Below are 21,691 nucleotides of genomic sequence, written 5' to 3'. Positions count from 1 at the left end.
ATGAAAACCTCTGTCAAGGCGACCCTGATCGCCATCGCCGTCGCCGTCGTCCTGCTGATCGTCGGCATCGTCTACGCCATCACCCAGCGGGCGCCCGCCTCCGATCCCTCGGAGGGCGGCGCGCCGCAGGCCGTCCGCGCCGATTCGCACGTCCTCGACGAGGGCGGAGCGGATGCCGTCACCGTCGTCGAATTCCTCGACTTCGAGTGCGAGGCGTGCGGTGCGTTCTACCCGATCGTCGAGGACCTGCGCACGACGTATGCGGGCGAGATCACCTACGTGGTGCGCTACTTCCCGCTGCCCGGGCACGTGAACTCGACCCAGGCCGCCCTCGCTGCCGAGGCGGCAGCCCAGCAGGACCGTTTCGAGGAGATGTACCACCGGCTTTTCGAGACCCAGGCGCAGTGGGGCGAGAACACCGAGGAGACGCCGGCGGTGTTCCGCGGGTTCGCCGAGGAGCTGGGGCTGGACATGGCCGCCTACGACGCGGCGATCGCCGACCCGGCGACGCGGGAGCGCGTCGAATCCGACAAGAGCGACGGCGAGACGCTCGGTGTGAGCAGCACGCCCTCGTTCTTCATCGACGGCGAGCCCGTCCTGCTGCAGGAATGGGACGACCTCGAGCAGGCGATCGAGAAGGCCGTGAACGGCTGAACACCTGTCGCGTGCGACTTCCGCGGGTGCATGATGTCGGTATGAGCGAGCGCTCAGCGTCGGAATCCCCTCCCCCCGAAGGCGAGACGATCCCGGCATCCGAGGACGAGCACACCGCACCGGCGACGGAGTCGGATGCGGCGCTCGCTCGGCGCGCGCAGATCCTGGCGACCGAGCACTGGGGGCTGCTCGCCGCGCGCAGCACCGCCCAGAGCGAGGTGCTGACCCGCATCACGATCTTCCTCACCCTCGTGTCGGCGGGACTCGTGACGATCGGGCTTCTGGGGCAGGCCTCGGGGTTCTCCGGGTGGTTCGGCGGCGCGTCGATAGCGATCCTCGCGTTCCTGAGCCTCATCGGCTTCATGACGCTGTTCCGGGTCATGAACGTGTCGGAGGAGGACATGATGTACGTGGTCGCGATGAACCGGCTCCGCGGTGCGTACGTCGACCTCGATCCGCACGTCGAGGAGATCTTCCTCGCCTCGACCTACGACGATCAGGCCGGAATGAAGATGACCTACTCGTTCCTGCGACACCGGAGCGTCAGCATCCTGCTCGGCAGCTCCGTGATGCTGCTGATCGTGGTCGATTCGTGCGTGACAGGGCTCCTCGTCGGCTCGGCGATCATCGCCGGCGGCGGGACGTTCGAGTGGGCCGTCGGCCTCGGTATCGCCGTCGGAGCGGTCTTCGTCGCCGGGTTCATGACCTTCGGCGGCGTGGGGTTCCGCTCCGCCTGGAAGAACTACGTGCCGCGCCGCCGCACGCCTGCATCGATGCCGCGATCGCAGCGCTGATCCCGGACCGGCCGGCGGCCGGTGCCGGATCAGGAATCGCGGGGGCGCTGCCGCAGCTGCTTGACGTCGGTGCGGCGCTGCTTGGCCTTCAGCCGCCGCTCCTTCGAACCACGACTCGGCTTCGTCGGTCGGCGCGACGGCGCCGGCGGCCGCAGCGCCTCGGCGACCAGGGCCGCGAGCCGAGCACGAGCGGCATCCCTGTTGCGCAGCTGGGCGCGGTGCTCGGATGCCGCGATCGTCAGGACTCCGTCCACGAGGCGCCCGCTCAGCCGTTCGAGAAGCCGCTCGCGCTGCGCCGGGGTGAGGGCGGCGGAGCCTGCGGCATCCCAGACGAGCTCCGCGCGGGAATCGGCCGTGTTCACGCCCTGCCCGCCCGGACCGGATGACCGGGAGAACCGCCAGGACAGCTCGGACTCCGGGATCGTGACCCCCTCCGTGACGCGGAGGCCGGGTCGATGAGGAGCGGCCATGGGACCATCATCCTCCCCGCGCGAGCGCGGGACGACCCGGCGCAGCATCCGATCTCAGCCGACCGCCGGGACCTGCGCGCTCGGCTCGGCGATCGGCTCGGTGATCGCCGACCTCTTCGCCGTGTTCGCGATGTGCGCACGACCCACGACGATCGCGGCGACGACCATGAGCGCGGCGCCGAGCCAGTACGGAGCGGCGTGGCTGACCGTGACGTACAGGGCGCCGGCGATGAGCGGTGCGACCGTGCCCATCGCGGCGTTGAGCGACTGCGTCGCCCCACCGAGCCAGCCCTGCTCGTCGTCGCCGACCGCGTTCGACATGGCACCGTCCATCGCCGCCTGCGAGGCGCCCTGCCCTGCGGCGAGCATGAGCGCTCCGACGATGAACAGCCAGGGCTGCGCGAAGATCGAGGCGACGACGGCGAGACCGATGAGGCCGATCATCTGGGCCACGATGCCGCTCACGATCACGCCGCGCTCGCCGATACGAGGCAGCAGGATGCCGAGCAGCACACCCTGGATCAGGATGTCGATGATGCCGACCGCCGCCGTCATCAGCCCGATCTGCGTCGGCCCCCACTGGATCGAGTCGAGCGCGAGCACGCTGAAGTTGTTCACGAAGAAGCCGAACGGGAGGGCGAGCAGGCCGAAGCCGATCATCAGCCCGCGGAGCTCCCGGCGTCCGAACGCGTTCTTGAACACGGCGAAGGGCTGGATCTCGCGCAGGGCGATCGCGCCGATCCGGTTCTCGGGCTTCAGGCTCTCGGGGAGCAGGAAGATGCTGAGGATCGCGATCGTCAGCGCGACGGCGGCGGTGAGGAAGACGGGGAGCTGGATGCTGATCGCCGCCAGGAGTCCGCCGATCGCGGGGCCGATCATCATGCCGATGCCGGAGAGCGCACCGAGCAGACCGAATCGCTGTGCGCGCTTCTCGGGAGGGGTGATGTCGGCGAGGTAGGCGAACAGAGCGGGCAGGTCGCCGGCGGTCAGCCCCTGGATGACACGCGCGAGAACGAGCACCCAGAGCGCGCCGCCGATGCCGAACAGCGCCATCGAGAACGCCGCACCGAAGGCGGCGGCGATGATCACGGGCCTGCGGCCGAAGCGATCGGAGAGGCGTCCGAGGAACGGCGCGATGAGGAAGGCGCAGAGTCCGTTGACGGCCTCGAGGACACCGACCCAGATGGCCAGGTCCTTCTCCTCGGAGACGTACTGCAGGACGACGAAGGGGAGAACGGGGAGGACGACCGTCATTCCGATGACGGTGAGCATCGTGAGCACGATGAGCATGATCCAGGCGCGCTTCGCGCTTCGGATCGAGAAATTGGGTGAAGTCATACCGAAAGTGCATCGATACCAGTTTTGGTGTCAAGCCAGTTTCGGATCGAGTACGCGGTAGGCTCGGAGCATGACATCCACCGAGCAGCCCTCCCCCGAGCCGATCGGGCGCCGGGAGCGGAAGAAGGCCGCGACCCGCAAGGCGATCTCCGACGTCGCGACGATGATGTTCCTCGAGCGTGGATTCGACAACGTGAGCATCCGGGAAGTCGCGGACGCCGCCGACGTCTCCCCCACGACCGTGTTCGCGCACTTCCCGCAGAAGGAGGCGCTCGTCTTCGACGAGGACGACGAACAGCGCGACCGGCTCGTCTCGGCCGTGCGCGATCGGCCGAAGGGGAGCACGATCAACCGCGCGATCCACGATTTCTACGCCGCCGAGATCACGGCGAACGTCGACGAGCACGGCAACGACGTCACGCGCGTCTTCCTGCGCTTCCTCAACGAGACACCGGCGCTGCGCGACTACGCGGCGAAGATGTGGCTGCGGCACGAAGACGCGCTCTCCGCCGCCATCGCCGAGGAGCTCGGCCTGCCGGAACCCACCGCCGAGACCCGCGTTTACGCCCGCTTCGTCCTGCAGATGCAGCTTCTCGTCAACGAGGACGAGGACCAGCTCAGCACGCTCGACGCCGGGTTCGCGATCCTGGAGAGCGGGTGGGAGCCGATCGAGGAGCGGCTCGCCGCACAGGCGACCAGCCGCTCCTGACAGAGTGGACGCGACGGCGGGAGTCGAACCCGCAACGCCGTCAGATATGAGCTGAGGCCCGGGACCGCCCGGATCGCCGCGATGGAGACGACGTTACCTGGCCGTGACCTTGTTGGCCAGGATCGTTGCCTGGGATAACCCGATGAGTCTTCCGATGACTCCTCCGATCCTCTGGAGTCGTGCGGGTTCGCCGTCGGCGGTCGGGTGTACCGTCACGGGCATGGCCCCTGCGCTCGACTCCGCGACCACCGCGCAGAAGACGCATCGCTACCTGCGGCTGTCGCTCGTCTTCGTGGTCTTCGCGCTCCTGGTGAGCGTGGCGATCGAGACGGTCGTCGTCTCCTGGGAGCCGCTCGCCTTCGGCTGGGAGCCGCTCCCCTCGATCAGCCACTACTTCTACACGCCGGCCCGGAACGTGTTCGTGGGAGCGCTGATCGCCGCATCGCTCGCACTCCTCGCGCTGTCCGGACGCAACAGGGCGACAATCCTGCTCGATATCGCCGCCCTCTTCGCGCCACTCATCGCCCTCGTCCCGACGGGCATCGACGCCGAGCATCCGGTCGACGGGCTGAACTGCCCCGGCGCCCACGAATGCGTGCCGGCGGTCTACCTCGACGATGTCCGCGCGGGTGTCGCCACCTATGCCGTCGTCGTGATCACGGTCGTCGTCACGCTGGCCGTGATCCGCGCGAAACGGGGGATCACGACGCCGGGTGCTGGTGTGGTGTCGATCATCGCCATCACCACCGCAGTCGTGATGGCCGGCCTCGCCTTCATCCCCGGGCTGAACACCGACTTCCCGTTCAACTTCTGGCCGTATCCCCCCAGCATCCACTTCGCCGTGACGCTGATCTTCTTCGGGATCTTCGCCGCCGTGCCGATCCTGCACTCGCGCGGTCCGATCGACGAGACCGAGACGCCGCCGACCGCGCGGCAGCGAGCCGTCTACCGCTGGGTGGCAGGACTCATGATCGCGGATCTGCTGCTGCTCCTCGCCGCCTTCGTCTTCCGCGAGCAGCTGGGCGACATCCCGCTCGTGCTCCTCGGCGAGGCCGTCGCCCTCAGCCTCTTCGCCTGGTTCTGGTGGGTGCAGACGTTCCAGCGCTGGGACGACGCGAATCCGCCGAGCGTCCGATGAGCGGGGCTGCGCGCGCTGCGGAGGCAAACGCTATATATCGCAGAGTTCACGGCTCGTCGGTTCCGCATCGAGTGTGCGGCCTTACGCTGGCGCGATGTCAGACTTCAGCGACCATGTGATCTACGTCGACGAGAGCGGCGACCACAGCCTCACGAACATCAATCCGCAGTTCCCGATGTTCGTGTTGTCCTTCTGCGTGTTCCCGATCAACGACTACATCTCGACCGTCGTTCCGCAGGTCCAGGCGATGAAGTTCGAGTTCTTCGGACATGACATGGTGATCCTCCACGAGCGAGAGATCCGGAAGTCGGCCCCTCCTTTCGACATCCTTCTGAACGAGGGCGTCCGCGAGGCTTTCATGGAGCGGATGAACGGCATCATCGAGACCTCGCGATTCGGAATCGTGGCGTGCGTCATCGACAAGGCGCGCTTCCGTGACCGCCGGGGCGGCCACGTGAATCCTTATCACGTCGCCCTCGAGTTCGGTCTCGAACGAGTCTTCCTCCAGCTCCAGCAACGCGGCCAGGCACATCGGACTGCACGCGTCGTGTTCGAGAGCCGCGGCGCGCGCGAGGATCGGGACCTGGAACTCGAGTTTCGGCGAATCATGGACACCACTCGGATGCGCGGCATGCGAGAGACCCTTGCCTTTCACTGCGCTCCGAAGAGCGCCAACAGCTCAGGTCTGCAGATCGCTGACATGACAGCCAGGCCGATCGGAATCCACGTGATGCGTCCCGCGCAGGTGAACCGCGCGTGGGACCTGATCCGCACCAAGCTGGTCCGTTCACGGAGCGGGGAGATTGAGGGATACGGCCTCAAAATCTATCCGTGAAAAGCGAAAGGCCTCCGAGAATCCCGGAGGCCGAACGCCGATCGAGCATTCCCGATCCACTTGTGACAACTCTATTCGACTCGCGCTTGTTCCACCAGGACAGCACACACCCATCAAGGTCGGCGTTCACCCCGCGCCACCGGCGTCGGCCGGTCGATCGCCCGCAGCAGCCGCTCCACCGCTTCACGGAGCTCGGCGCGATCCTGATCGGGGAAGGTCATCGCATACTCGACCCCCTCGGGGATCCAGAGGAACGCGTACATCGCCTCGCGCCAGTCCGACCCGCCGATCGGCCACCGGGTGTGCGTATCGCCCTCGGCCGTCGCGCCCTGCGACCACGGCCCGAAGCGGTCCTGCATCTCGGCGAGCGACAGCTCCATCACGGCATCCCCCTCGACCTTCTGCGGCGACCACGACGACGCGATGAGCACGCGCTCTTCGATCTCGGCGTCGGTGATCTCCCGGCGCGGGAACAAGACGCGGGTGTGCTCGACCGATTCGATCCGGTCGACGCGGAACGTGCGCCAGTCCTCACGGTCGAGATCCCAGCACAGCAGAAACCACTTGCGTCCGGAGGGTGCCAGCGCGTGCGGCTCGACCCGACGGATGCTCTCCACCCCCTCGGCATCTATGTAGCGCAGGCGCAGCCGCTCGGTGTCGCGGGTGGCGAGGGCGATCTCGCCGAGCACGACGGGCGAGACGACCGGACCGTCGCCGATGCGCGGAGGCTGCACCGAGGCCGCGAGCGCGTTCACTCGTCGGCGCAGCGCCTGCGGCAGCACCTGCTCGAGCTTGGCAAGCGCGGTGAGCGTGACCTCCGGTCCGCCGACGAGCTGCTGCGTGGCCGCGACCCGCAGCCCGATGGCCATCGTGACGGCTTCGTCGTCGGTGAGCAGCAGCGGAGGAACAGCGCTGCCCGCTTCGAGCCGGTAGCCGCCCGCCGCCCCGGGCGAGGACTCGACGCGGTAGCCGAGCTCGCGAAGGCGGTCGACGTCACGGCGCACGGTGCGCTCGGTGACGCCCAGCCGTGACGCGAGCTCCGTGCCCGGCCAGTGCCGATGCGTCTGCAGGAGGTTGAGCAGGGCGAGGGCTCGGGAGGTGGTGTCGGACATGTCTCACAGATTGCCAGATATTGCGGACAGGATCTGTCCTGGTTGCCTTCTAGCTTCGAAGCATGACGAACCAACCGATCATCGAAACCGAGGGCCTCACCAAGGTCTTCACCGTCAAGAAGAAGAAGGTCGAAGCCGTCACCGACCTCTCCTTCACAGCCGCACGCGGCGAGCTCGTCGCGTTCCTCGGCCCGAACGGCGCCGGCAAGTCCACCAGCCTCCGGATGCTCACCACCCTCATCCCGCCGACCGCCGGCACCGCCCGGGTGGTCGGGCACGACATCAGGACGGATGCCGCCGGCGTCCGCGCCCGGATCGGCTACGTCGGGCAGCTGACCAGCGGCAGCTTCTCGCAGCGCGTGCGCGACGAGCTGCTCAGCCAGGGCTCGTTCTACGGAATGTCGAAGCGCGACAGCATCCATCGGGCCGACGAGCTCATCGAATCGCTCGACCTGACGTCGTTCGCGACGCGGACCGTGCAGCAGCTCAGCGGCGGGCAGAAGCGCCGGCTCGACATCGCCCTCGGGCTGATGCACGCGCCGCCGCTGATCTTCCTCGACGAGCCCTCCACCGGGCTCGACCCGCAGAGCCGGGCGAACCTGTGGGAGCACATCCTCGACCTGCGCACTCAGCACGGCACGACCGTCTTCCTCACCACGCACTACCTGGAGGAGGCCGACCGCTACGCGGAGCGGGTGATGGTCATGGACAAGGGCCGCATCATCGCCGACGACAGCGCGACGGCTCTCAAGGCGACGCTCGCCGGCGACGTGCTCACCTTCGGCTTCGCGGATGCCGCAGCGGCAGCATCCGCCCGGTCCGTGGTCGCGCGCCTCAGCCCGGCACCGGTCACCCTCGACGGCGATGCGCTCTCGCTCGCGGTGCCCGACGGTGCCCGGCTGCTGCCGGTGGTCGTGCGGGAGCTGGACGCCGCGGGCATCGCGGTCGTCCGGGCGACAGGCGTCCCGCCGACGCTCGACGACGTGTTCCTCGCCCTCACCGGCCGCACCCTCCGCGAAGCGGGCGAGGGTGCGGGCGACGAAGCATCCGATTCGGAAGCGGCAGCCGACGCCGCCGCTTCCGAGACCGACAAGACAGGAGTCCTCTCATGACCGCCATCGACACGCTCGTGCGCCCGAACCTCGCGCGCGACACCAGGAACGTGCTGACCCGCGAGCTCAAGCCGGTGCTCCGCGATCCCTTCACCCTCATCTTCAGCCTGCTGCAGCCGCTAGTCTTCCTCGGGCTGTTCGCCCCACTGCTGATCGGCGACTCCGGTCAGCCGGCCGGTGAGACGCTGGCGTGGTTCGTGCCGGGCGTGCTTGTGATGATCGTGCTGTTCGGCACCGGGGCGACCGGCTCCAACCTGCAGTACGAGATGATGACCGGCTCGCACGAGCGCACGCTGGTCGCTCCTCTGGCCCGGTCCTCGCTGCTGGTGGGCCGCGCGCTCAAGGAGATCGCGCCGATCGTCGTGCAGGCGCTGGTGATCGTCCTGATCGCGTGGCCGTTCGGGTTCGCCGCCGACATCCCCGGCCTGCTCATCGGGCTGGCGCTGCTCGCCGTCTTCGGCGTGGGTCTCGGATCGCTCTCCTATTCGCTGGCGCTCGCCACGAAGGACCGCGAGTGGCTGTTCTGGGGCGTGCAGCAGTCGCTCATCTTCCCGCTGCTGATCCTGTCGGGCATGCTGCTGCCGCTCGACGACGCCCCCGGCTGGATGCGGGTCGTGGCCTCGGTGAACCCGGTCAACTGGGTCGTGCAGGCCGAACGCGCGCTGTTCGCGGGCGACCTCGGCGACGTGACCGTGCTCTGGGGCTGGGTCTCCGCGCTGGCGGTGGCGGTCGTCGGTCTCGTGGTCGGAGTGCGCGCGATCAAGCGCAGCAGCTGAGCTCTTCGCAGTGAGGGGTCGGTATTCGTCGCTCGCACCGCGGTACGAGCGACGGATACTGGCCCCTCAGCCGCGTGAACGTACCGGCATCGTGACCACGAGCTTGCCGCGGCTCACACCGGTGGCGAGATCGGCCAGGGCCTCGGGCAGTTCGTCGAACGGGTACGTGCGTGCGAGGACCGGACGGAGGACACTGTGGTCGACCAGGGCGGCGATCTCGCCGAGCTGCTCACCGTCGGCGCGCATGAAGAGGAACTCGTAGGTCACGCCGAGCTTCTTCGCCTGTCGGCGGATCTTCCGGCTGAGCGCTCCGACCGCGAGGCGCAGCACCGGATTCATACCTCGACGGCGCGCGAATGCGGGGTCGGGCGGTCCCGCGATGCCGATGGCCGTACCGCCGGGTTTCAGAACGCGAAGGGACCGCTCCAGGTTCTCGCCGCCGAGACTGTCGAGGACCAGGTCGTAGTCCGACAGGATCTGCGTGAAGTCCTCGCTGCGGTGATCGATCACGATGTCGGCACCGAGGCCGCGCACGAAGTCGGCGTTCGCGGCGCCGGCCGTCGTGGCGACCGTCGCGCCGAGGTGCGCCGCGAGCTGGATCGCGATCGAGCCGACACCCCCGGCGCCGGCGTGGATCAGCACCTTCTGCCCCGGCTGCACGTTCCCGCGCTCGACCAGCGCCTGCCACGCGGTGAGAGCGACCAGCGGCAGCGATGCCGCCTCCGCGGTGGAGATGCTCGTCGGCGTCAACGCGAGATCGCTCTCGGCCACTGCGATGCGCTCGGCGAACGTGCCGATTCGCGCGTCATCGGGCCGGGCGAAGACCCGATCGCCCGGCTGGAATCGACGTACGAGCCGCCCCACGCGGATCACCGTCCCGGCCAGGTCGTTCCCGAGGACGACCGGCAGCCGGTACGGGAGGATCTGCCTGAACTCTCCGATCCGGATCTTCTCGTCCAGGTGGTTGAGGCCCGCCGCCTCGACGCGCACGAGCACGTCGCTGTCTCCCACCTCGGGCTCCGCCACGTCCTGGAGCTCGAGCGCCCGTTTGTACTTCGTGACGGCGAAAGCGCGCATGCGCTCAGACCGCCGCGGCGCGGAGCTGCGGATAGACGGCCTCGAGTGGGGCGCTCAGACCGGTCTTGAGCTGCACGGATGTCGCATCCGCCAGCACCTCGTACTCATCCCGCTCCACAGCGTCGAGAACGGTGCGGACCAGGTCGGCCGGGTCGGTCTTGGGGTCCGAGACGTGCGCGGCCATCGCGGTGTCCACGTACCCGACGTGCACACCGACGACGTGCACGCCCGCGGGAGCGAGCTCGAGACGGAGCGAGTTCGTCGCCGACCACAGCGCCGCCTTGGTCGCGCTGTAGATGCCGCCCACCGCGTACCATGCGAGCGCGGAATGGATGTCGATGATCGCTGCTCCCGGACGACCGGCGAGCAACGGAGCATAGGCGCGGGCGAGGAAGAGGGGACCGAGGAAGTTGGTCTCGACATTGCGACGGATGTCCTCGTCGGTGTGCGTGAGGATCCCGGAGGAGGGCACCGAGGCGCCGGCGTTGTTGACCAGCACCGTGACGTCGGGCGCCGCCTCCACCGCGGCACGGATCGACGCGGGGTCCGTGACGTCGAGGACGAGGGGCACGACGCGCTCGTCGTCCCAGTCGCGCGGACGGCGCGCGCTGGCATAGACCTTCGCGGCGCCGCGGGCGAGTGCTTCGGCGACGAATCGACCGCCGATGCCTCCGTTCGCGCCGGTGACGAGGACGACGGCTCCGTTGAGTGAAGGCATGGCCGGATCTCTTTTCTTTGCGACAATGGATATCTGAGTTCGCCCGTAAGCGACTCCAGTCATAACTGAGGCTACTCAGTTTGTATTCCCGGAGGACTCGATGACCACCGACGCACACCCTCTCGGGCGCCGGGAGCGGAACAAGCAGGAGAAGCTCGAGCGCATCACCGCCGCCGCCGCCGAACTCTTCGCGGAGCACGGGATCGACGACGTGACGACCCAGCAGATCGCCGAGCGGGCAGACGTCGGCACCGGCACGCTGTTCCTGTACGCCAAGACGAAGGGCGAACTGCTGCTGCTCGTGCAGAACGCGCACTACGCCATCGCGTTGGCGAAGGGCATCGATGCCTCAGCGGCTGTCACCGGCACCCTCGACGCGGTCATGGCCCTGCTGCGCCCCATCATCGAATGCAACCGCGTGCAGGTCGACAACGGGCGCACATACTTGCGCGAGATGGTCTTCGGTGCCACTGACGATGCGCACCGTGCCGAGGCTCTCGGCATCGTCGCCGACACCGAGACCGCGGTCGCGGCGATCCTCCGCCGCGATCAGGGGACCGGAGAAGACCGCGCGGCGACACTCGCACGGATCGTCTCCGCCATCATGTTCCTGACGATGTCGGCGGGCCCGCACGTCGGATCGACCGTCGACGAGATCGCACAGGACGTCCGGATGCAGGTCGCCGCGCTCCTCGGCTCGTAGATCGGACCCGGCGCGCGCCGGACATCTTCCGACCGCCCGAGTTCAGCGCCGGATCGAGTCCTGGAACGGGTTGGGCTCGAGCGTGAAGTCGGTCGACGGGTCCGCCCAGGTGCCGCCGTCGGACGGTTCGCTCCGACGGCGCACAGCCGACAGCATCCGCGTCGCCGGAGCGCCGACGGTCAGCGCGAGCGCCCCGCCGAGCGACCGGTCCTCTCGCCCGAGCACACTCGCCCGGTGCCACGCCTCGTGCAGCGCGCCGCCGCGCGCCGCGGGCACCCGCCGGTGCGGGAGGGCTCCCGAACGGCGCATCGCCACGAGCTCCTGCACCCGCTCCCACCAGTTCGACTCCGCCTCGGGGTGGAAGTAGTTGTCGCGCAGCCAGTCGGGGTGCGGATGCCGGAACCGACCCGCCACGACCTCGTTCCGGCCGCCCAGCAGACCGCTGCCCACGAACACCGTGTTCAGGAGGCTCTTGTTCACGCCGAAGGAATCGAGCGCGATCACCGGGACGCCGAGGGCCGTCGCCTCGATCGCGGCGGTCGAGCTCACCGTGACCAGCCCGGCCGCGCTCTCCAGCGCCGACGCCATCGAGTCGTACGAGAAGACGAGGTTGCGCGGGCGTCGGCTGGGCAGCATCGCCGTGTACGGGTCCCGTTCGAGATGCGTCTCTGCCTCCCCCGGCCGTGAGCGCAGCTTCACCACGACGCGGCGACGGGGGTCGGCCTCGGCGGCACGCACGAGCGTCGCGGCGATCTCGGCCCGCTCCTCGTGAGCGACCGGGACGAGCGCCTGGGCAGCGAACACGATGTCCGTCGCCGGGGGCCGCACGGCGACCCGCGGCTGCGGGCGTTCCGCCACGGCGACGCCACCGGATCGAGCGGAGACCGCATCGACACGCACGCGGTCCGGGCGCAGCATCCGTGCCCGGCGCCGCGCGAACGGCAGAGTCGCGAGGGCCGTCGGCATCGAGACGCCGATGCGTTCGCCGAGCTCGGCGAACGCGCGCTCCTCGCGGTGCGAGTGCACCACCAGCAGATCGGTGTGCCGTCGATAGTCGAGAGCTCCGCGCTGCGCGGGGATCGCCATGCCGGGGAGGCCCGATACCGTCACCGGACGATGCGTGAGCGAGTCGATCACCCGCCCCATGAGACGGACGAACGGTCCGCGACCCGCGAGCAGCACGACGTCGGGGCGCTGCCCCTCCAGCCATCCGGCCGTCTCGGCGAAGCCGATGCGGGTGACGTCCTCCGCCCGCAGGCCGGTGCCGGCGATCGCGGTGCGCTGCTGTGCGACGCTCGCGGTCAGCGGCGTGCGCACCAGCAGCACGTGCGCCCGGAGCCCCGGCACACCGCCGAGGAGCGCGGCGGACCACTTCACGAACGAGTCGGCATCCGCGATCGCGACGACGCGGATGCCCGCGGCATCCGTCATGCGGAGATGCGGCGGAGCTTCGCCATCGGCGCGCGCTCGCTGTCGAACACCCGCTTGACGCCGTCGCCGAGCGCCTTCTCGATCACGCGGATGTCGCGGACGAGGTGCTCGAGGCCGGTCGGCTCGAGGGAGGCCGCGTGGTCGGAGCCCCACATCGTGCGGTCCAGTGTGATGTGACGCTCGACGGCGACAGCGCCGAGGGCCACCGCCGCGAGGGAGATCTGCAGCCCGCGCTCGTGGCCGGAGTAGCCGACCGGCACGCCGGCGTAGCGGTCGCGCAGGGTCGAGATGACGCGGAGGTTGGCCTCCTCGGGCTCCAGCGGGTACGTCGAGGTCGCATGCATCAGGACCACGCGATCCGTGCCGAGAGTGTCGAGCGCCCGGTCGATCTGCTCGATCGTCGACATCCCGGTGGACAGGATGACGGGCTTTCCGGTCTCGCGGAGGGCGATCAGCAGATCGGTGTCGGTGAGGCTCGCCGAGGCGACCTTATGCGCGACGACGTTGAGCTCCTCCAGGAAGGCGACGCTCGGCACATCCCACGGCGAGGCGAACCAGTCGAGGCCCTGCATCGTCGCGTGGTCGCCGATCTCGACGTACTCGTCGCGACCGAACTCGACGCGGCGGCGGTAGTCGAGGTAGCTCATGGTCCCCCACGGCGTCTCGCGCGGGACGTCGCGCATGTGCTCCGGGGTCGAGATCTCGGGCGTGCGCTTCTGGAACTTCACCGCATCGGCGCCGGCGCGTGCGGCGACGTCGATGAGCCGCTTCGCGATGTCGACGTCGCCGTTGTGGTTCAGGCCGATCTCGGCGATGACGTAGGCGGGACGGCCGCCGCCGATCACGCGTGAGCCGATGCTGACAGTCATGATTCCTCCGGTCGTCGAACGGCCCTCGCGGACCCTTCCCTCCTGGGTACGCGCCGAGAGTGAACGACGTGCGTCCGGAGGGTTACCGGGGTCGGTCAGCTCGACAACACCCGTTCGACCAGCTCGCGAACGGCGCCGGCGCCGCCGCGGCGCTGCAGCACGACGCGCGCCTCCTCGAGGACCAGCGGATGCGCGTCCGCGACGGCGACCGGCCATCCGACGATGCGCATGGCCGGCAGGTCGTTCACGTCGTTGCCGAGGTAGGCGATGTCGGCGAGGGGCAGATCGTTGTCCTGCGCCCAGGTGCGCAGAGCGGTCTCCTTGTCATCGATGCCGTGCAGCACCGGGACGCGCAGCTTGTCCGCACGCGCACGGACGACCGGATTGACCTCGGTGGAGAGGATCAGCATCGGCACTCCGGCCCGGCGGAGCAGCGCCACGCCCATGCCGTCCTCGCGGCTCACGCGGACGCGCTCCCCGCCGTCGGCATCGATGATCGCCGTGTCGTCGGTGTGCACGCCGTCGAAGTCGGTGACGACGGCGCGCACCGGGATCGACGCCGGCGCCTCGTGCAGGGCGGCGAGAGCGCGGGCGACCCGCAGCTGCTGCTCGTCGTCGATCTCGATCGCCGTCCATTCGGGCACCTCGGCGATGCGCGTGCGCCCGAAGAACCGGTGGCGGCTCTCCCGGAAGCCCTCCGCCCGGAAGACGTAGAACGCCCCGGTCTCGAGGTGATGCGGCTCACGGTCCTGACGACGAGGGCGGTGCGCCGCGTCGTGGTTGATCGCGAGCGCCAAGCCCGCGGCATCGCGTCGCCATAGGAATCCGTAGGTCTCGTAGGCCGAGAACACGCTGTCGGCGCGGTCGGCGCGCACCTCGTCGACCGCCGCGGCCAGGGCGTCGCTCGGGATGAACGGCGACGTCGCCTGCAGGAAGGCCACGATCTCGAACCGCTCGCCGTCGGCCTCGAGGGCGTCGAGCGCGTGCAGGATCGCGCTCTCGGAGGTCGCCGTGTCACCGGAGATCTCCGCGGGACGATGGATGATCCGCGCTCCCGCCGCCGTCGCGATCTCCGCGATCTCGGTGTCGTCCGTCGAGACCACGACGAGGTCGACGCCCGCGGCGACTGCCGCTCGCACGGCGCGCGCGACGAGCGGCACGCCGCCGACCCGCTGCACGTTCTTGCGCGGAACCTGCTTCGAGCCGCCTCGCGCCGGGATGATCGCCACCGTCTTCGAAACCGTCGTCATCGTCCTCATCTTCCTCGTATCGCCCGCCACGCCCGCCCGGCTCGTCGGCGCGCGCCGAGAGCGGTCAGCCGCCATTCCTCCACCCTGCCCACTCCCCCGGCCGGGCGCAGCATCCGCTGCACGGCGCTCTCGGCCGGAGCTCCTGGCAGCCGCAGCGCCGACAGTCGCTCGGGGGTGAAGTAGCGGTCGCGTTCGACGGGCTCGAGTCCGGTCAGCAGCTCCTCGGCTCGCTCACGCAGGTGTCCGGCGATCTCCGGTTGCATCGCGTAGCCGACCGCGTCGACCAGGAGCTGCAACCGATCGGGATCCTCATACGGAGACCCGTCGCGGGTGAGCGCGTCGACGATGGTCGCCGGGATCCGGTTGCTGTTCTCGTACGGGGTCAGGAAGAGGAGCACCGTCTCGGTGCCTGCTGCGCCGATCGCCCGACCGAACAGCGCCTGCGAGGTCGGGAGCGCGGTGGAGAACCCCGCGACGACCGCCACGGCGTCGAGCCGCTCCGCGAGCAGTTCGGCGGCGAGCGCTCCGGTGTACTCGACGAACGCGATGCCCTGCGCCGCCGCGCGTGCACGGACCGCGTCGGTGTGCAGCGGCGGAGCCGACGGATGCGGCTTGAAGACGATGCGCCGCGGAGACCAGCGGGCGGCCCGGTCGATCATCTCCTCCTGGAGCGCGATCTCCTCGGCGGGGCTCATGAGCCCGAGCGCCGACAGGTACTGGCCGAGAACCAGCACGGTGGGCAGCTCCTCGTCGAACAGGGCATCCGTGTCCCCGACATCCGTCTCGCGGAGCGCGGCGGCGAAGCGCTCCGGCGGCACCGGGATGATCTCGGCGTGCGGCGACCCGACGAGCGGACGGACTCCGGGCACGACGTCGGCGTGCACCACGCGCCCGATGCGGGCCGCGACCGTGTGCGGCAGACTCACGCGCATCGGCGAGTAGGTCATCAGGCCGTCGCCGATGATGGTGATCCGGGCCTGTGGGAACAGCGACATCAGCGTGCGGGCGGGCGCGACCTGCGGGCTCTGCACGAACAGCTCCAGGTCCCCCAGGTCCAGGTCCCACGCGCGGGTCAGCAGACGCTCGAGGATCGGGAGATCGGCGTCCGCAGGCTCCCAGGAGCTCGGATGCAGGGGCCCCAGGATCGCCTCGAGCTCCTCGATCCAGTCGAAGCGCGCCCGCAGCGCCCGCAGCGCCGGGTCGGCCGCGATCCCGACCGTCGTCTCGGGGACTCGCGCCGAGACGAACGGCACCAGCAGGCGGTCCCCGCGGGCTCCGGTGTCGAGGAGGCCGGCGTCGATGGCCGCGGCCGCCGTCGCGAGTCCGTAGGCGCTGTGCAGCGCGAAGAGCTGGGTCATGCCGCTCGTCCCGCCTCGCGGAGGATGCGCGCGAGCACGCGACGACGCGGGCCGTCGAAGCAGCCCAGCACGCCGTCGACCGTGGCGTCGGGGAGCCGGCCGAGCATGTCCCGGATGCCGGCGCGCATCTCGGCACGGAGCCGCGGTCGCATCCGTCGTGCACGAACGAGGTGGTGCGAGCTCAGCGCGAGCGCGGTCCAGACGGCCTTCGCCCGGAAGCGCTCCGCCTCGCGATCGCCCTCGACGATGTCGAGCACCTGGTTCATGGCCGTGGCGAAGTCGAGCTGGCGCCGGTCGCGCACCTGGGTCAGCGACGTCGCGACACCGCGGCGGTACAGCAGCGCCGGAGCGTCGACGACGGCGAAGGATTCGGCGTCCAGATGCAGCCGCCAGATCCAGGGCCTGTCCTCGGCCGTGAACAGCCCCGACGGGAAGGCGGCCAGGCCGCGGTCGATGATCCTCCGGTGGAAGATCCCTGCCCAGGCGTACGGATAGTCGACCATCGTGGACTCGTTCTCCGGGAGGATCGCCTCCCGCGGCGACGAGACCTGCTCGCGCCACGGATGCGGCGCGCGGACGAGCGTGCGGCGCCCGTCGGCCACCGTGACGTGGTCGGTGCGGAGGAAGTCGCAGTCGAGGTCCGTGAGCCGTGACGCCAGGACCTCGAGGCGCCGCGGCTGCATCCAGTCGTCGCCGTCGAGGAAGCAGAACGCCTCGGCCTCCACGAGCGCGAGACCCTGGTTGCGCGCGCTGGCCAGGCCGCGCGGCCGCGGATTCCGGATGACGTCGGCCCGTCCGAACCGCTCCGCGTATCGCTGCATGATCGCGCCCGTGTCATCGCGCGACCCGTCGTCGATCGCGACGAGCTGGAGCGATGCCGGGTCGTCGAACTGACGGGTGAGCGTCTCGAGGGTGGTCCCGATGTACTCGCCGGCGTCCTTGGCAGGCAGGATGACGGTGACGAGGGGTGTGCGCACGGAGCTCCCGGAGGTGGACGGTGTCCGCATGGTCGCAGTCGTTCGTTGCCGATCGACGACGTGAAGGTGAACGCGGGGTGTCCTGCGCGGCGCGCGGAACAGCCCGGTTCGCGCCTTCGGCCGCGATCGGCGACGATGGTCAGCATGCTCTGGCCCTTCGGATCGACCTGGCGCCCGGTGCGCCAGAAGCGGCGCGACACCGTGGATCTGCGATGGCTCAGCGCCCGATCCTGGACGCAGCGCTGGTATCCGCAGGGCATCGACCTCGGCCTCTGGCGCGGGCGGCGCACGCTGGCGGTGAGCTGGTTCCGCCAGGACCGCTCCCGGAACCACCTGGCGTCACGGGTCGCCTTCGTCGACCTCGAGCGGTCGCGGCACCTCGACGTGCTGCTCGCGGTGGATGACGGCGACGGAGACCTCGCCCCCGCGCAGATCCATGCCGGCGGGCTCGCCTGGTTCGATGACCGCCTGTTCGTCGCGGCGACGGGGCAGGGCATCTGGGAGTTCGATCTCTCCGACATCCGCCGCGTGCGCGGCAGCCTCGCGCGGCGTCTCGCGGGAGCACGCGGCCGCGGCTGGCGCGCGACCGCGCTGGTCGCCGTCCGCACCCGCGTGCATCCGATCGGCCTCCGGTGCTCCTACCTCGGACGCGTGTTCGACGAGGCGGGCGAGCCGCTGCGCCGGGTCATGATCGGCGAGTACCGCACCGACGGGAGTGGGCGGATCGGCGAGTTCGCGATCCCGGACGGCCCGGACGAGGAGTTCGAGGAGCAGGACCGCTTCTCCCCCGGCATCCGCTCGATGCAGGGAGCGGTGCGGTGGGGTGACAGGTATTTCGTGTCGCAGTCGGACCGGCTGCGTCCCGGCATCCTCTGGCGCGGCCGACGCGATGCACTCGAACGCGACCCGATCTCCCTGCCCGTCGGATGCGAGGACCTCGCGCTCGACCTGGAAGCGGGGCTCCTCTGGTCCCTCGGCGAGCACCCCTGGCGGCGCGTGGTGCGCGGCATCCCCGTCGACCGGCTCGGCATCGACGACTGAGCGCTCGGGGAGCTCATAGAGCGCGAACGTAGAATGACGGGGTGAAGAAGACCGCCCCTTTCCTCGTCTACACCGTGCTGCGGCTGCTGGCGTTCCTCGTACCGCTCGCGATCCTCTGGTTCTTCTTCCCGATCTTCCGCGAGTTCTGGTGGCTCGCCGCGATCTTCTCCGCCCTCATCGGCGTCAGCATCTCGATGATCTTCCTGCGCACGCCGCTGACCGATGCATCCGCGCGCCTGCTCGAGCGTCGCGAGAGCCGCACCTCGGGCGGGCAGGCCGACGCGGATGCCGAAGCCGAGGACGACGCGATCGACGGCGACGCGAGGGTCTGAGGCTCGCTCGCTCTGGTCCCGTTCGTGAGCCCGCCGAGCCACCCCTCTACGCGCGAACCGGCCCCGTGAATCCGTTCTCAAGGGGCCGGTTCGTCCACACGGGGCCGGTTCGGCGAGTGGCGGATGCCGTCGTCAGCCGACGAACGCCCAGAACAGCGCGCCCGCGTACAGCAGCGCCGTGAGCGACGTGAGCGCCAGGGCGACGACGAGCTCCCGCGGCTGACGGTACGTCCACACGATCAGGATCGCGGGGAGGCCCGCGAGCAGGGCGAGCAGAGCGATCCAGGCGATCGGGAACAGCAGGGCGAGGAAGATCGCGATCCCGAACGGCGCGAGCACGAAGAGCGTGAACAGCACCTGGGTCGCTCGGCGGCCGATCAGCACCGTCAGCGTGCGCTTGCCGACCTCGCGATCCTGATCGATGTCGCGGAGATTGTTGGCGAGCAGCACCGCGCAGGCGAAGAGGCCCGCCGCGATCGCGCCGAGCCACGCCTGCTGCGGCAGATCGAAGATCTGCACCCACGTCGTGCCGAGGGTGGCGACGAGCCCGAAGAAGACGAACACGAACACCTCGCCGAGGCCGTAGTACCCGTAGGGTCGCTTTCCGCCCGTGTAGAACCAGGCCGCGACGATGCAGGCGGCGCCGACGGCCAGCATCCACCACTGCCCCGTCCGCACCACGATCGCGACGCCGACAGCGGCGGCGAGGGCGAAGAAGATCAGTCCGATGATGAGCACCGTGCGCGGCTTCACCCGTCCGGACGCGGTGAGGCGCGCGGGTCCGACCCGGTGCGCATCGGTGCCGCGGATGCCGTCGCTGTAGTCGTTCGTGAAGTTCACGCCGATCTGCAGCAGCACGGCGACCGCGAGGCAGGCGAGCGCGATGACCCAGTGGAACTCCGGCCCGGTGCTGCGCGCGGCCCCGGTACCGATGACCACGGGCGCGACCGCAAGCGGCAGCGTACGCAGACGCGCGGCGCCGATCCAGTCGGATGCCCTGACCGGGCCCGCTTCGAGCACCGGGCGCTTCGCGGGGTTGCCGCTGCGCTTCGCCGGGTTGCCGCTCGTGCGGGGCGGGGTGCGCTTCGCGCTCGTGCTCTTCTTCTTGCGCTGTGAGGATGCTGCCACGCAGGGAATCCTACTGGCCGCGGCGATGCGGACCCTTCGAAAGGCTCAGGGACCCAGCGCGCCGAACGGGTCAGGGATTCGGGTTGCTGTCCTTGCCGTCGAGCCAGAGCGTGTCGGAGGCGTCGCCGTGCGCGCCGCCCTTGCCGACGTGCTTGTCGCTGATCTTCGGCCCCTTGAGGATCACGTGGACCATCGCCTGCGCATGTCCGTGCCCGAGGCTGTACTCCTCTTTGAGCCAGTTCAGGACGACGGTCGACTTCGTCGTCTCGTCGAAACCCTTCTCCTTCGCGAGCGCGATGAACTGCCGCGGGGTGAGGCCGGTCTGGGTCTCGACCTTGTCGAGGTATGCCTGGAAGGACATGGGGTCTCCTGGTTTCAGTCCTCGTCGAGGAACGTCTGGATGATGGTGGCGGATGCGTGGATGCCGATGATCTTCAGGACGCCGTCCCCGACGTTCGTGAAGCAGTGAGGCGTGAACGCGGGACCGGTGGCGGTGTCTCCGGCCCGCGCGACGAAGGTGTCTTCACCGACGGTGATGCGAGCAGTGCCCTCGAGCACGACCCAGGTCTCAGGATACGGATGCCAGTGCAGCCCTGGGCCCTCGCCCGGCTGATTCTCGACGTAGAAGTAGGAGACGGCTGCGCCGTGCTCGGCTCCGACGAACCGGCGGCTGCGACCGGTGCCGATGCGGATGTCAGCAGCGGCGACGATTCCCTCGGGGAGGAGTTCTGTGCTGTTCATGGCTCCAGTCTCGACAGCCACCGGAGCCCGCCCTAGAGTTTCGATGTGGATCGAAACAGTGCGCCGGTCGAGGGCGTCGAGCATCCGGATCACCGGGTCGAGTTCCACCTGAGCCCCGGCGACATCCAGGCGGTGCGCTTCGGGATCTCGCCAGGGCACGAACTGGCGCACGCCGTGCGGGTGCTGCTGCGACCCGAGCAGCATCCGCTGCAGTGGGGCTGGCTCCGCGTGGTGCGCGACCGCCTTCCGCGCGACGCATTCGGCCTGCTCGCCACCGTGATCGGCGACGACGGCTACCTGCCCGACTTCCTCACGGCGGCTCCGCACTGGGAGATGACCCCGGATGCCGAACTCGCAGCTCTGCGCGATGCCCCGCTCGCGGGGATGCGCGTGGACTTCGGCAAGATGGTGGTCCGCTCGACCGGCGCGCGGCAGCGGGCGCTGCGCGGGATGCAGGACGACCCCGCTCGCGCACGGCGCATGATCGCCGACGCCTGGTCGGAGGTGTGGGATGCCGCGCTCGCGCCGGTGTGGCCGCAGCTCGAGCGCCTGCTGCGCGCCGACGTCGCCGTGCGATCCCGCACGATCGCGACGGCGGGCATCGCGCGCATGGCCGATGCCCTGCACCCGCAGGTGAGCTGGGGTGCGGGCGCCGTGCGTGTCTCGCTGCGCCGCCACAGCGAGCAGGTCGACTGCCACGGCAGCGGGCTCGTGCTCGTCCCCTCGGTCCTGTCGTCGTGGGGATGCATGGTGCTCACCGAGCCCCCTGCGCAGCCGACCCTGTTCTACCCGGCGCGCGGCGTGACCGCAGGCTGGGCCCGGGACGCGACCGAGATCGCGGATGCACTGGGTGCTCTGCTCGGCCCCGCCAGGGCCGGCATCCTGCTCCGGGCGGGGACCGCGCGCACGACCTCGCAGGTCGCAAGGGAGGCCGGGATCGCGGCGTCGACAGCCTCGCACCATCTCACCGTGCTCCGCGAGGCCGGGCTGATCACGAGCGAGCGGGACGGCGCGCGGATGCTGCATCTGCGCTCACCCCTCGGCGAGGCCATGGTCGGCGCGGTGCTCTGATCTCGGCCGGACTTCCGCGGCCAGATCGAACTTCTGCGGCCATACTTGCCCGAGGAT

At 69.7% G+C, this 21,691-nt stretch carries 24 protein-coding genes and 1 pseudogene; 11 read left to right on the top strand and 14 right to left on the bottom strand.

All coding sequences use genetic code 11. From position 1 onward, the window contains the following. Positions 1-654: a DsbA family protein gene (locus ABD648_RS17270; RefSeq protein ID WP_282216196.1), complete on the top strand. Its 654-nt coding sequence runs from the start codon at positions 1-3 to the stop codon at positions 652-654. 41 nt (positions 655-695) lie between these two features. Continuing rightward, positions 696-1,448: a hypothetical protein gene (locus ABD648_RS17265; protein ID WP_282216195.1), complete on the top strand. Its 753-nt coding sequence runs from the start codon at positions 696-698 to the stop codon at positions 1,446-1,448. A gap of 29 nt (positions 1,449-1,477) precedes the next feature. On the opposite strand, the gene arfB is transcribed toward ABD648_RS17265, so the two are convergent. Both arfB and ABD648_RS17255 read right to left on the bottom strand, forming a co-directional pair. After that, the gene (gene arfB, locus ABD648_RS17260) at positions 1,478-1,918 is read right to left on the bottom strand and encodes an alternative ribosome rescue aminoacyl-tRNA hydrolase ArfB (RefSeq protein WP_282216194.1); all 441 of its coding nucleotides are present in this window, start codon (positions 1,916-1,918) and stop codon (positions 1,478-1,480) included. A 54-nt stretch (positions 1,919-1,972) separates the two neighbouring features. After that, positions 1,973-3,256, bottom strand: a complete 1,284-nt coding sequence (locus ABD648_RS17255; protein ID WP_282216193.1) for an MFS transporter — start codon at positions 3,254-3,256, stop codon at positions 1,973-1,975. A 70-nt stretch (positions 3,257-3,326) separates the two neighbouring features. On the opposite strand from ABD648_RS17255, the gene ABD648_RS17250 reads away from it, so the two are divergent. Continuing rightward, complete coding sequence (locus tag ABD648_RS17250) at positions 3,327-3,965, top strand: TetR/AcrR family transcriptional regulator (RefSeq protein WP_282216192.1); 639 nt, start codon at positions 3,327-3,329, stop codon at positions 3,963-3,965. Between the two features lie 5 nt (positions 3,966-3,970). Here the strand turns inward: ABD648_RS17250 and ABD648_RS17245 are convergent. Continuing rightward, positions 3,971-4,046: pseudogene (locus tag ABD648_RS17245) on the bottom strand. A gap of 139 nt (positions 4,047-4,185) precedes the next feature. Here ABD648_RS17245 and ABD648_RS17240 point away from each other — a divergent pair. Together ABD648_RS17240 and ABD648_RS17235 are read left to right on the top strand one after the other, a co-directional pair. Next, positions 4,186-5,103, top strand: coding sequence for a hypothetical protein (locus ABD648_RS17240; protein WP_282216191.1), 918 nt, complete (start codon positions 4,186-4,188; stop codon positions 5,101-5,103). A 115-nt stretch (positions 5,104-5,218) separates the two neighbouring features. Then, on the top strand, positions 5,219-5,938 hold the full coding sequence (locus ABD648_RS17235; protein ID WP_282216190.1) for a DUF3800 domain-containing protein: 720 nt from the start codon (positions 5,219-5,221) through the stop codon (positions 5,936-5,938). A 113-nt stretch (positions 5,939-6,051) separates the two neighbouring features. Here the strand turns inward: ABD648_RS17235 and ABD648_RS17230 are convergent, their stop codons facing one another. Then, on the bottom strand, positions 6,052-7,050 hold the full coding sequence (locus ABD648_RS17230) for a helix-turn-helix transcriptional regulator (protein WP_282216189.1): 999 nt from the start codon (positions 7,048-7,050) through the stop codon (positions 6,052-6,054). 62 nt (positions 7,051-7,112) lie between these two features. On the opposite strand from ABD648_RS17230, the gene ABD648_RS17225 reads away from it, so the two are divergent. Then, entirely contained in the window at positions 7,113-8,162 is a 1,050-nt protein-coding gene (locus tag ABD648_RS17225; protein ID WP_282216188.1) for an ATP-binding cassette domain-containing protein, read from the top strand. Further along, complete coding sequence (locus ABD648_RS17220) at positions 8,159-8,938, top strand: ABC transporter permease (RefSeq protein ID WP_282216187.1); 780 nt, start codon at positions 8,159-8,161, stop codon at positions 8,936-8,938. The genes ABD648_RS17225 and ABD648_RS17220 overlap by 4 nt, the downstream gene beginning before the upstream one ends. A gap of 66 nt (positions 8,939-9,004) precedes the next feature. Here the strand turns inward: ABD648_RS17220 and ABD648_RS17215 are convergent, their stop codons facing one another. Together ABD648_RS17215 and ABD648_RS17210 are read right to left on the bottom strand one after the other, a co-directional pair. After that, positions 9,005-10,015 (bottom strand): NADP-dependent oxidoreductase, encoded by a 1,011-nt coding sequence (locus tag ABD648_RS17215; protein WP_282216186.1) that lies wholly within the window; start codon positions 10,013-10,015, stop codon positions 9,005-9,007. A gap of 4 nt (positions 10,016-10,019) precedes the next feature. Further along, positions 10,020-10,733, bottom strand: a complete 714-nt coding sequence (locus tag ABD648_RS17210) for an SDR family oxidoreductase (RefSeq protein WP_282216185.1) — start codon at positions 10,731-10,733, stop codon at positions 10,020-10,022. Between the two features lie 100 nt (positions 10,734-10,833). Between ABD648_RS17210 and ABD648_RS17205 the strand changes: the two genes are divergently transcribed. Then, positions 10,834-11,436 (top strand): TetR/AcrR family transcriptional regulator, encoded by a 603-nt coding sequence (locus ABD648_RS17205; RefSeq protein WP_282216184.1) that lies wholly within the window; start codon positions 10,834-10,836, stop codon positions 11,434-11,436. Positions 11,437-11,478: 42 nt separating this feature from the next. Here ABD648_RS17205 and ABD648_RS17200 read toward each other — a convergent pair whose 3' ends face one another. The 5 genes from ABD648_RS17200 to ABD648_RS17180 form a co-directional block, all read right to left on the bottom strand. Further along, positions 11,479-12,867: a DUF6716 putative glycosyltransferase gene (locus tag ABD648_RS17200; protein ID WP_282216183.1), complete on the bottom strand. Its 1,389-nt coding sequence runs from the start codon at positions 12,865-12,867 to the stop codon at positions 11,479-11,481. Beyond that, positions 12,864-13,736: an N-acetylneuraminate synthase family protein gene (locus ABD648_RS17195; protein WP_282216182.1), complete on the bottom strand. Its 873-nt coding sequence runs from the start codon at positions 13,734-13,736 to the stop codon at positions 12,864-12,866. The genes ABD648_RS17200 and ABD648_RS17195 overlap by 4 nt, the downstream gene beginning before the upstream one ends. A gap of 95 nt (positions 13,737-13,831) precedes the next feature. Then, the gene (locus ABD648_RS17190) at positions 13,832-14,986 is read right to left on the bottom strand and encodes an acylneuraminate cytidylyltransferase (protein WP_282216181.1); all 1,155 of its coding nucleotides are present in this window, start codon (positions 14,984-14,986) and stop codon (positions 13,832-13,834) included. A gap of 5 nt (positions 14,987-14,991) precedes the next feature. Beyond that, entirely contained in the window at positions 14,992-16,344 is a 1,353-nt protein-coding gene (locus ABD648_RS17185; protein ID WP_282216180.1) for a polysialyltransferase family glycosyltransferase, read from the bottom strand. After that, a complete protein-coding gene (locus tag ABD648_RS17180; RefSeq protein WP_344709595.1) occupies positions 16,341-17,351 on the bottom strand; it encodes a glycosyltransferase family 2 protein in 1,011 nt (336 codons plus the stop codon). The genes ABD648_RS17185 and ABD648_RS17180 overlap by 4 nt, the downstream gene beginning before the upstream one ends. 114 nt (positions 17,352-17,465) lie before the next feature. On the opposite strand from ABD648_RS17180, the gene ABD648_RS17175 reads away from it, so the two are divergent. Then, positions 17,466-18,362: a hypothetical protein gene (locus tag ABD648_RS17175; protein WP_282216178.1), complete on the top strand. Its 897-nt coding sequence runs from the start codon at positions 17,466-17,468 to the stop codon at positions 18,360-18,362. A 41-nt stretch (positions 18,363-18,403) separates the two neighbouring features. After that, complete coding sequence (locus ABD648_RS17170) at positions 18,404-18,694, top strand: DUF4229 domain-containing protein (RefSeq protein ID WP_282216177.1); 291 nt, start codon at positions 18,404-18,406, stop codon at positions 18,692-18,694. A gap of 132 nt (positions 18,695-18,826) precedes the next feature. Here ABD648_RS17170 and ABD648_RS17165 read toward each other — a convergent pair whose 3' ends face one another. The 3 genes from ABD648_RS17165 to ABD648_RS17155 all read right to left on the bottom strand — a co-directional run bounded on the left by ABD648_RS17165 (position 18,827) and on the right by ABD648_RS17155 (position 20,563). Continuing rightward, entirely contained in the window at positions 18,827-19,822 is a 996-nt protein-coding gene (locus ABD648_RS17165; RefSeq protein ID WP_282216176.1) for a 1,4-dihydroxy-2-naphthoate polyprenyltransferase, read from the bottom strand. A gap of 70 nt (positions 19,823-19,892) precedes the next feature. Beyond that, the gene (locus ABD648_RS17160; RefSeq protein WP_282216175.1) at positions 19,893-20,183 is read right to left on the bottom strand and encodes a DUF4287 domain-containing protein; all 291 of its coding nucleotides are present in this window, start codon (positions 20,181-20,183) and stop codon (positions 19,893-19,895) included. Between the two features lie 14 nt (positions 20,184-20,197). Continuing rightward, positions 20,198-20,563 carry a cupin domain-containing protein gene (locus ABD648_RS17155; protein WP_282216174.1) on the bottom strand — a complete coding sequence of 122 codons (366 nt, stop codon included), beginning with the start codon at positions 20,561-20,563 and terminating at the stop codon, positions 20,198-20,200. Between the two features lie 45 nt (positions 20,564-20,608). Between ABD648_RS17155 and ABD648_RS17150 the strand changes: the two genes are divergently transcribed. Continuing rightward, a complete protein-coding gene (locus ABD648_RS17150; protein ID WP_282216173.1) occupies positions 20,609-21,634 on the top strand; it encodes an ArsR/SmtB family transcription factor in 1,026 nt (341 codons plus the stop codon). Positions 21,635-21,691 lie beyond the last annotated feature (57 nt).

Origin of the sequence: Microbacterium luteolum, from assembly GCF_039533965.1 — a bacterium.
GTDB lineage: Bacteria > Actinomycetota > Actinomycetes > Actinomycetales > Microbacteriaceae > Microbacterium > Microbacterium luteolum.
This window is presented reverse-complemented; position numbering and strand designations above follow the sequence as displayed.

Excerpts from the sequence above, each read along its gene's own strand:
- ABD648_RS17270 (WP_282216196.1), top strand. The coding sequence starts at position 1 with ATGAAAACCTCTGTCAAGGCGACCCTGATCGCCATCGCCGTCGCCGTC.
- ABD648_RS17265 (WP_282216195.1), top strand. The coding sequence starts at position 696 with ATGAGCGAGCGCTCAGCGTCGGAATCCCCTCCCCCCGAAGGCGAGACG.
- arfB (WP_282216194.1), bottom strand. The coding sequence starts at position 1,918 with ATGGCCGCTCCTCATCGACCCGGCCTCCGCGTCACGGAGGGGGTCACG.
- ABD648_RS17255 (WP_282216193.1), bottom strand. The coding sequence starts at position 3,256 with ATGACTTCACCCAATTTCTCGATCCGAAGCGCGAAGCGCGCCTGGATC.
- ABD648_RS17250 (WP_282216192.1), top strand. The coding sequence starts at position 3,327 with ATGACATCCACCGAGCAGCCCTCCCCCGAGCCGATCGGGCGCCGGGAG.
- ABD648_RS17240 (WP_282216191.1), top strand. The coding sequence starts at position 4,186 with ATGGCCCCTGCGCTCGACTCCGCGACCACCGCGCAGAAGACGCATCGC.
- ABD648_RS17230 (WP_282216189.1), bottom strand. The coding sequence starts at position 7,050 with ATGTCCGACACCACCTCCCGAGCCCTCGCCCTGCTCAACCTCCTGCAG.
- ABD648_RS17225 (WP_282216188.1), top strand. The coding sequence starts at position 7,113 with ATGACGAACCAACCGATCATCGAAACCGAGGGCCTCACCAAGGTCTTC.
- ABD648_RS17220 (WP_282216187.1), top strand. The coding sequence starts at position 8,159 with ATGACCGCCATCGACACGCTCGTGCGCCCGAACCTCGCGCGCGACACC.
- ABD648_RS17215 (WP_282216186.1), bottom strand. The coding sequence starts at position 10,015 with ATGCGCGCTTTCGCCGTCACGAAGTACAAACGGGCGCTCGAGCTCCAG.
- ABD648_RS17210 (WP_282216185.1), bottom strand. The coding sequence starts at position 10,733 with ATGCCTTCACTCAACGGAGCCGTCGTCCTCGTCACCGGCGCGAACGGA.
- ABD648_RS17205 (WP_282216184.1), top strand. The coding sequence starts at position 10,834 with ATGACCACCGACGCACACCCTCTCGGGCGCCGGGAGCGGAACAAGCAG.
- ABD648_RS17200 (WP_282216183.1), bottom strand. The coding sequence starts at position 12,867 with ATGACGGATGCCGCGGGCATCCGCGTCGTCGCGATCGCGGATGCCGAC.
- ABD648_RS17195 (WP_282216182.1), bottom strand. The coding sequence starts at position 13,736 with ATGACTGTCAGCATCGGCTCACGCGTGATCGGCGGCGGCCGTCCCGCC.
- ABD648_RS17190 (WP_282216181.1), bottom strand. The coding sequence starts at position 14,986 with ATGACGACGGTTTCGAAGACGGTGGCGATCATCCCGGCGCGAGGCGGC.
- ABD648_RS17185 (WP_282216180.1), bottom strand. The coding sequence starts at position 16,344 with ATGACCCAGCTCTTCGCGCTGCACAGCGCCTACGGACTCGCGACGGCG.
- ABD648_RS17180 (WP_344709595.1), bottom strand. The coding sequence starts at position 17,351 with ATGCGGACACCGTCCACCTCCGGGAGCTCCGTGCGCACACCCCTCGTC.
- ABD648_RS17175 (WP_282216178.1), top strand. The coding sequence starts at position 17,466 with ATGCTCTGGCCCTTCGGATCGACCTGGCGCCCGGTGCGCCAGAAGCGG.
- ABD648_RS17160 (WP_282216175.1), bottom strand. The coding sequence starts at position 20,183 with ATGTCCTTCCAGGCATACCTCGACAAGGTCGAGACCCAGACCGGCCTC.
- ABD648_RS17155 (WP_282216174.1), bottom strand. The coding sequence starts at position 20,563 with ATGAACAGCACAGAACTCCTCCCCGAGGGAATCGTCGCCGCTGCTGAC.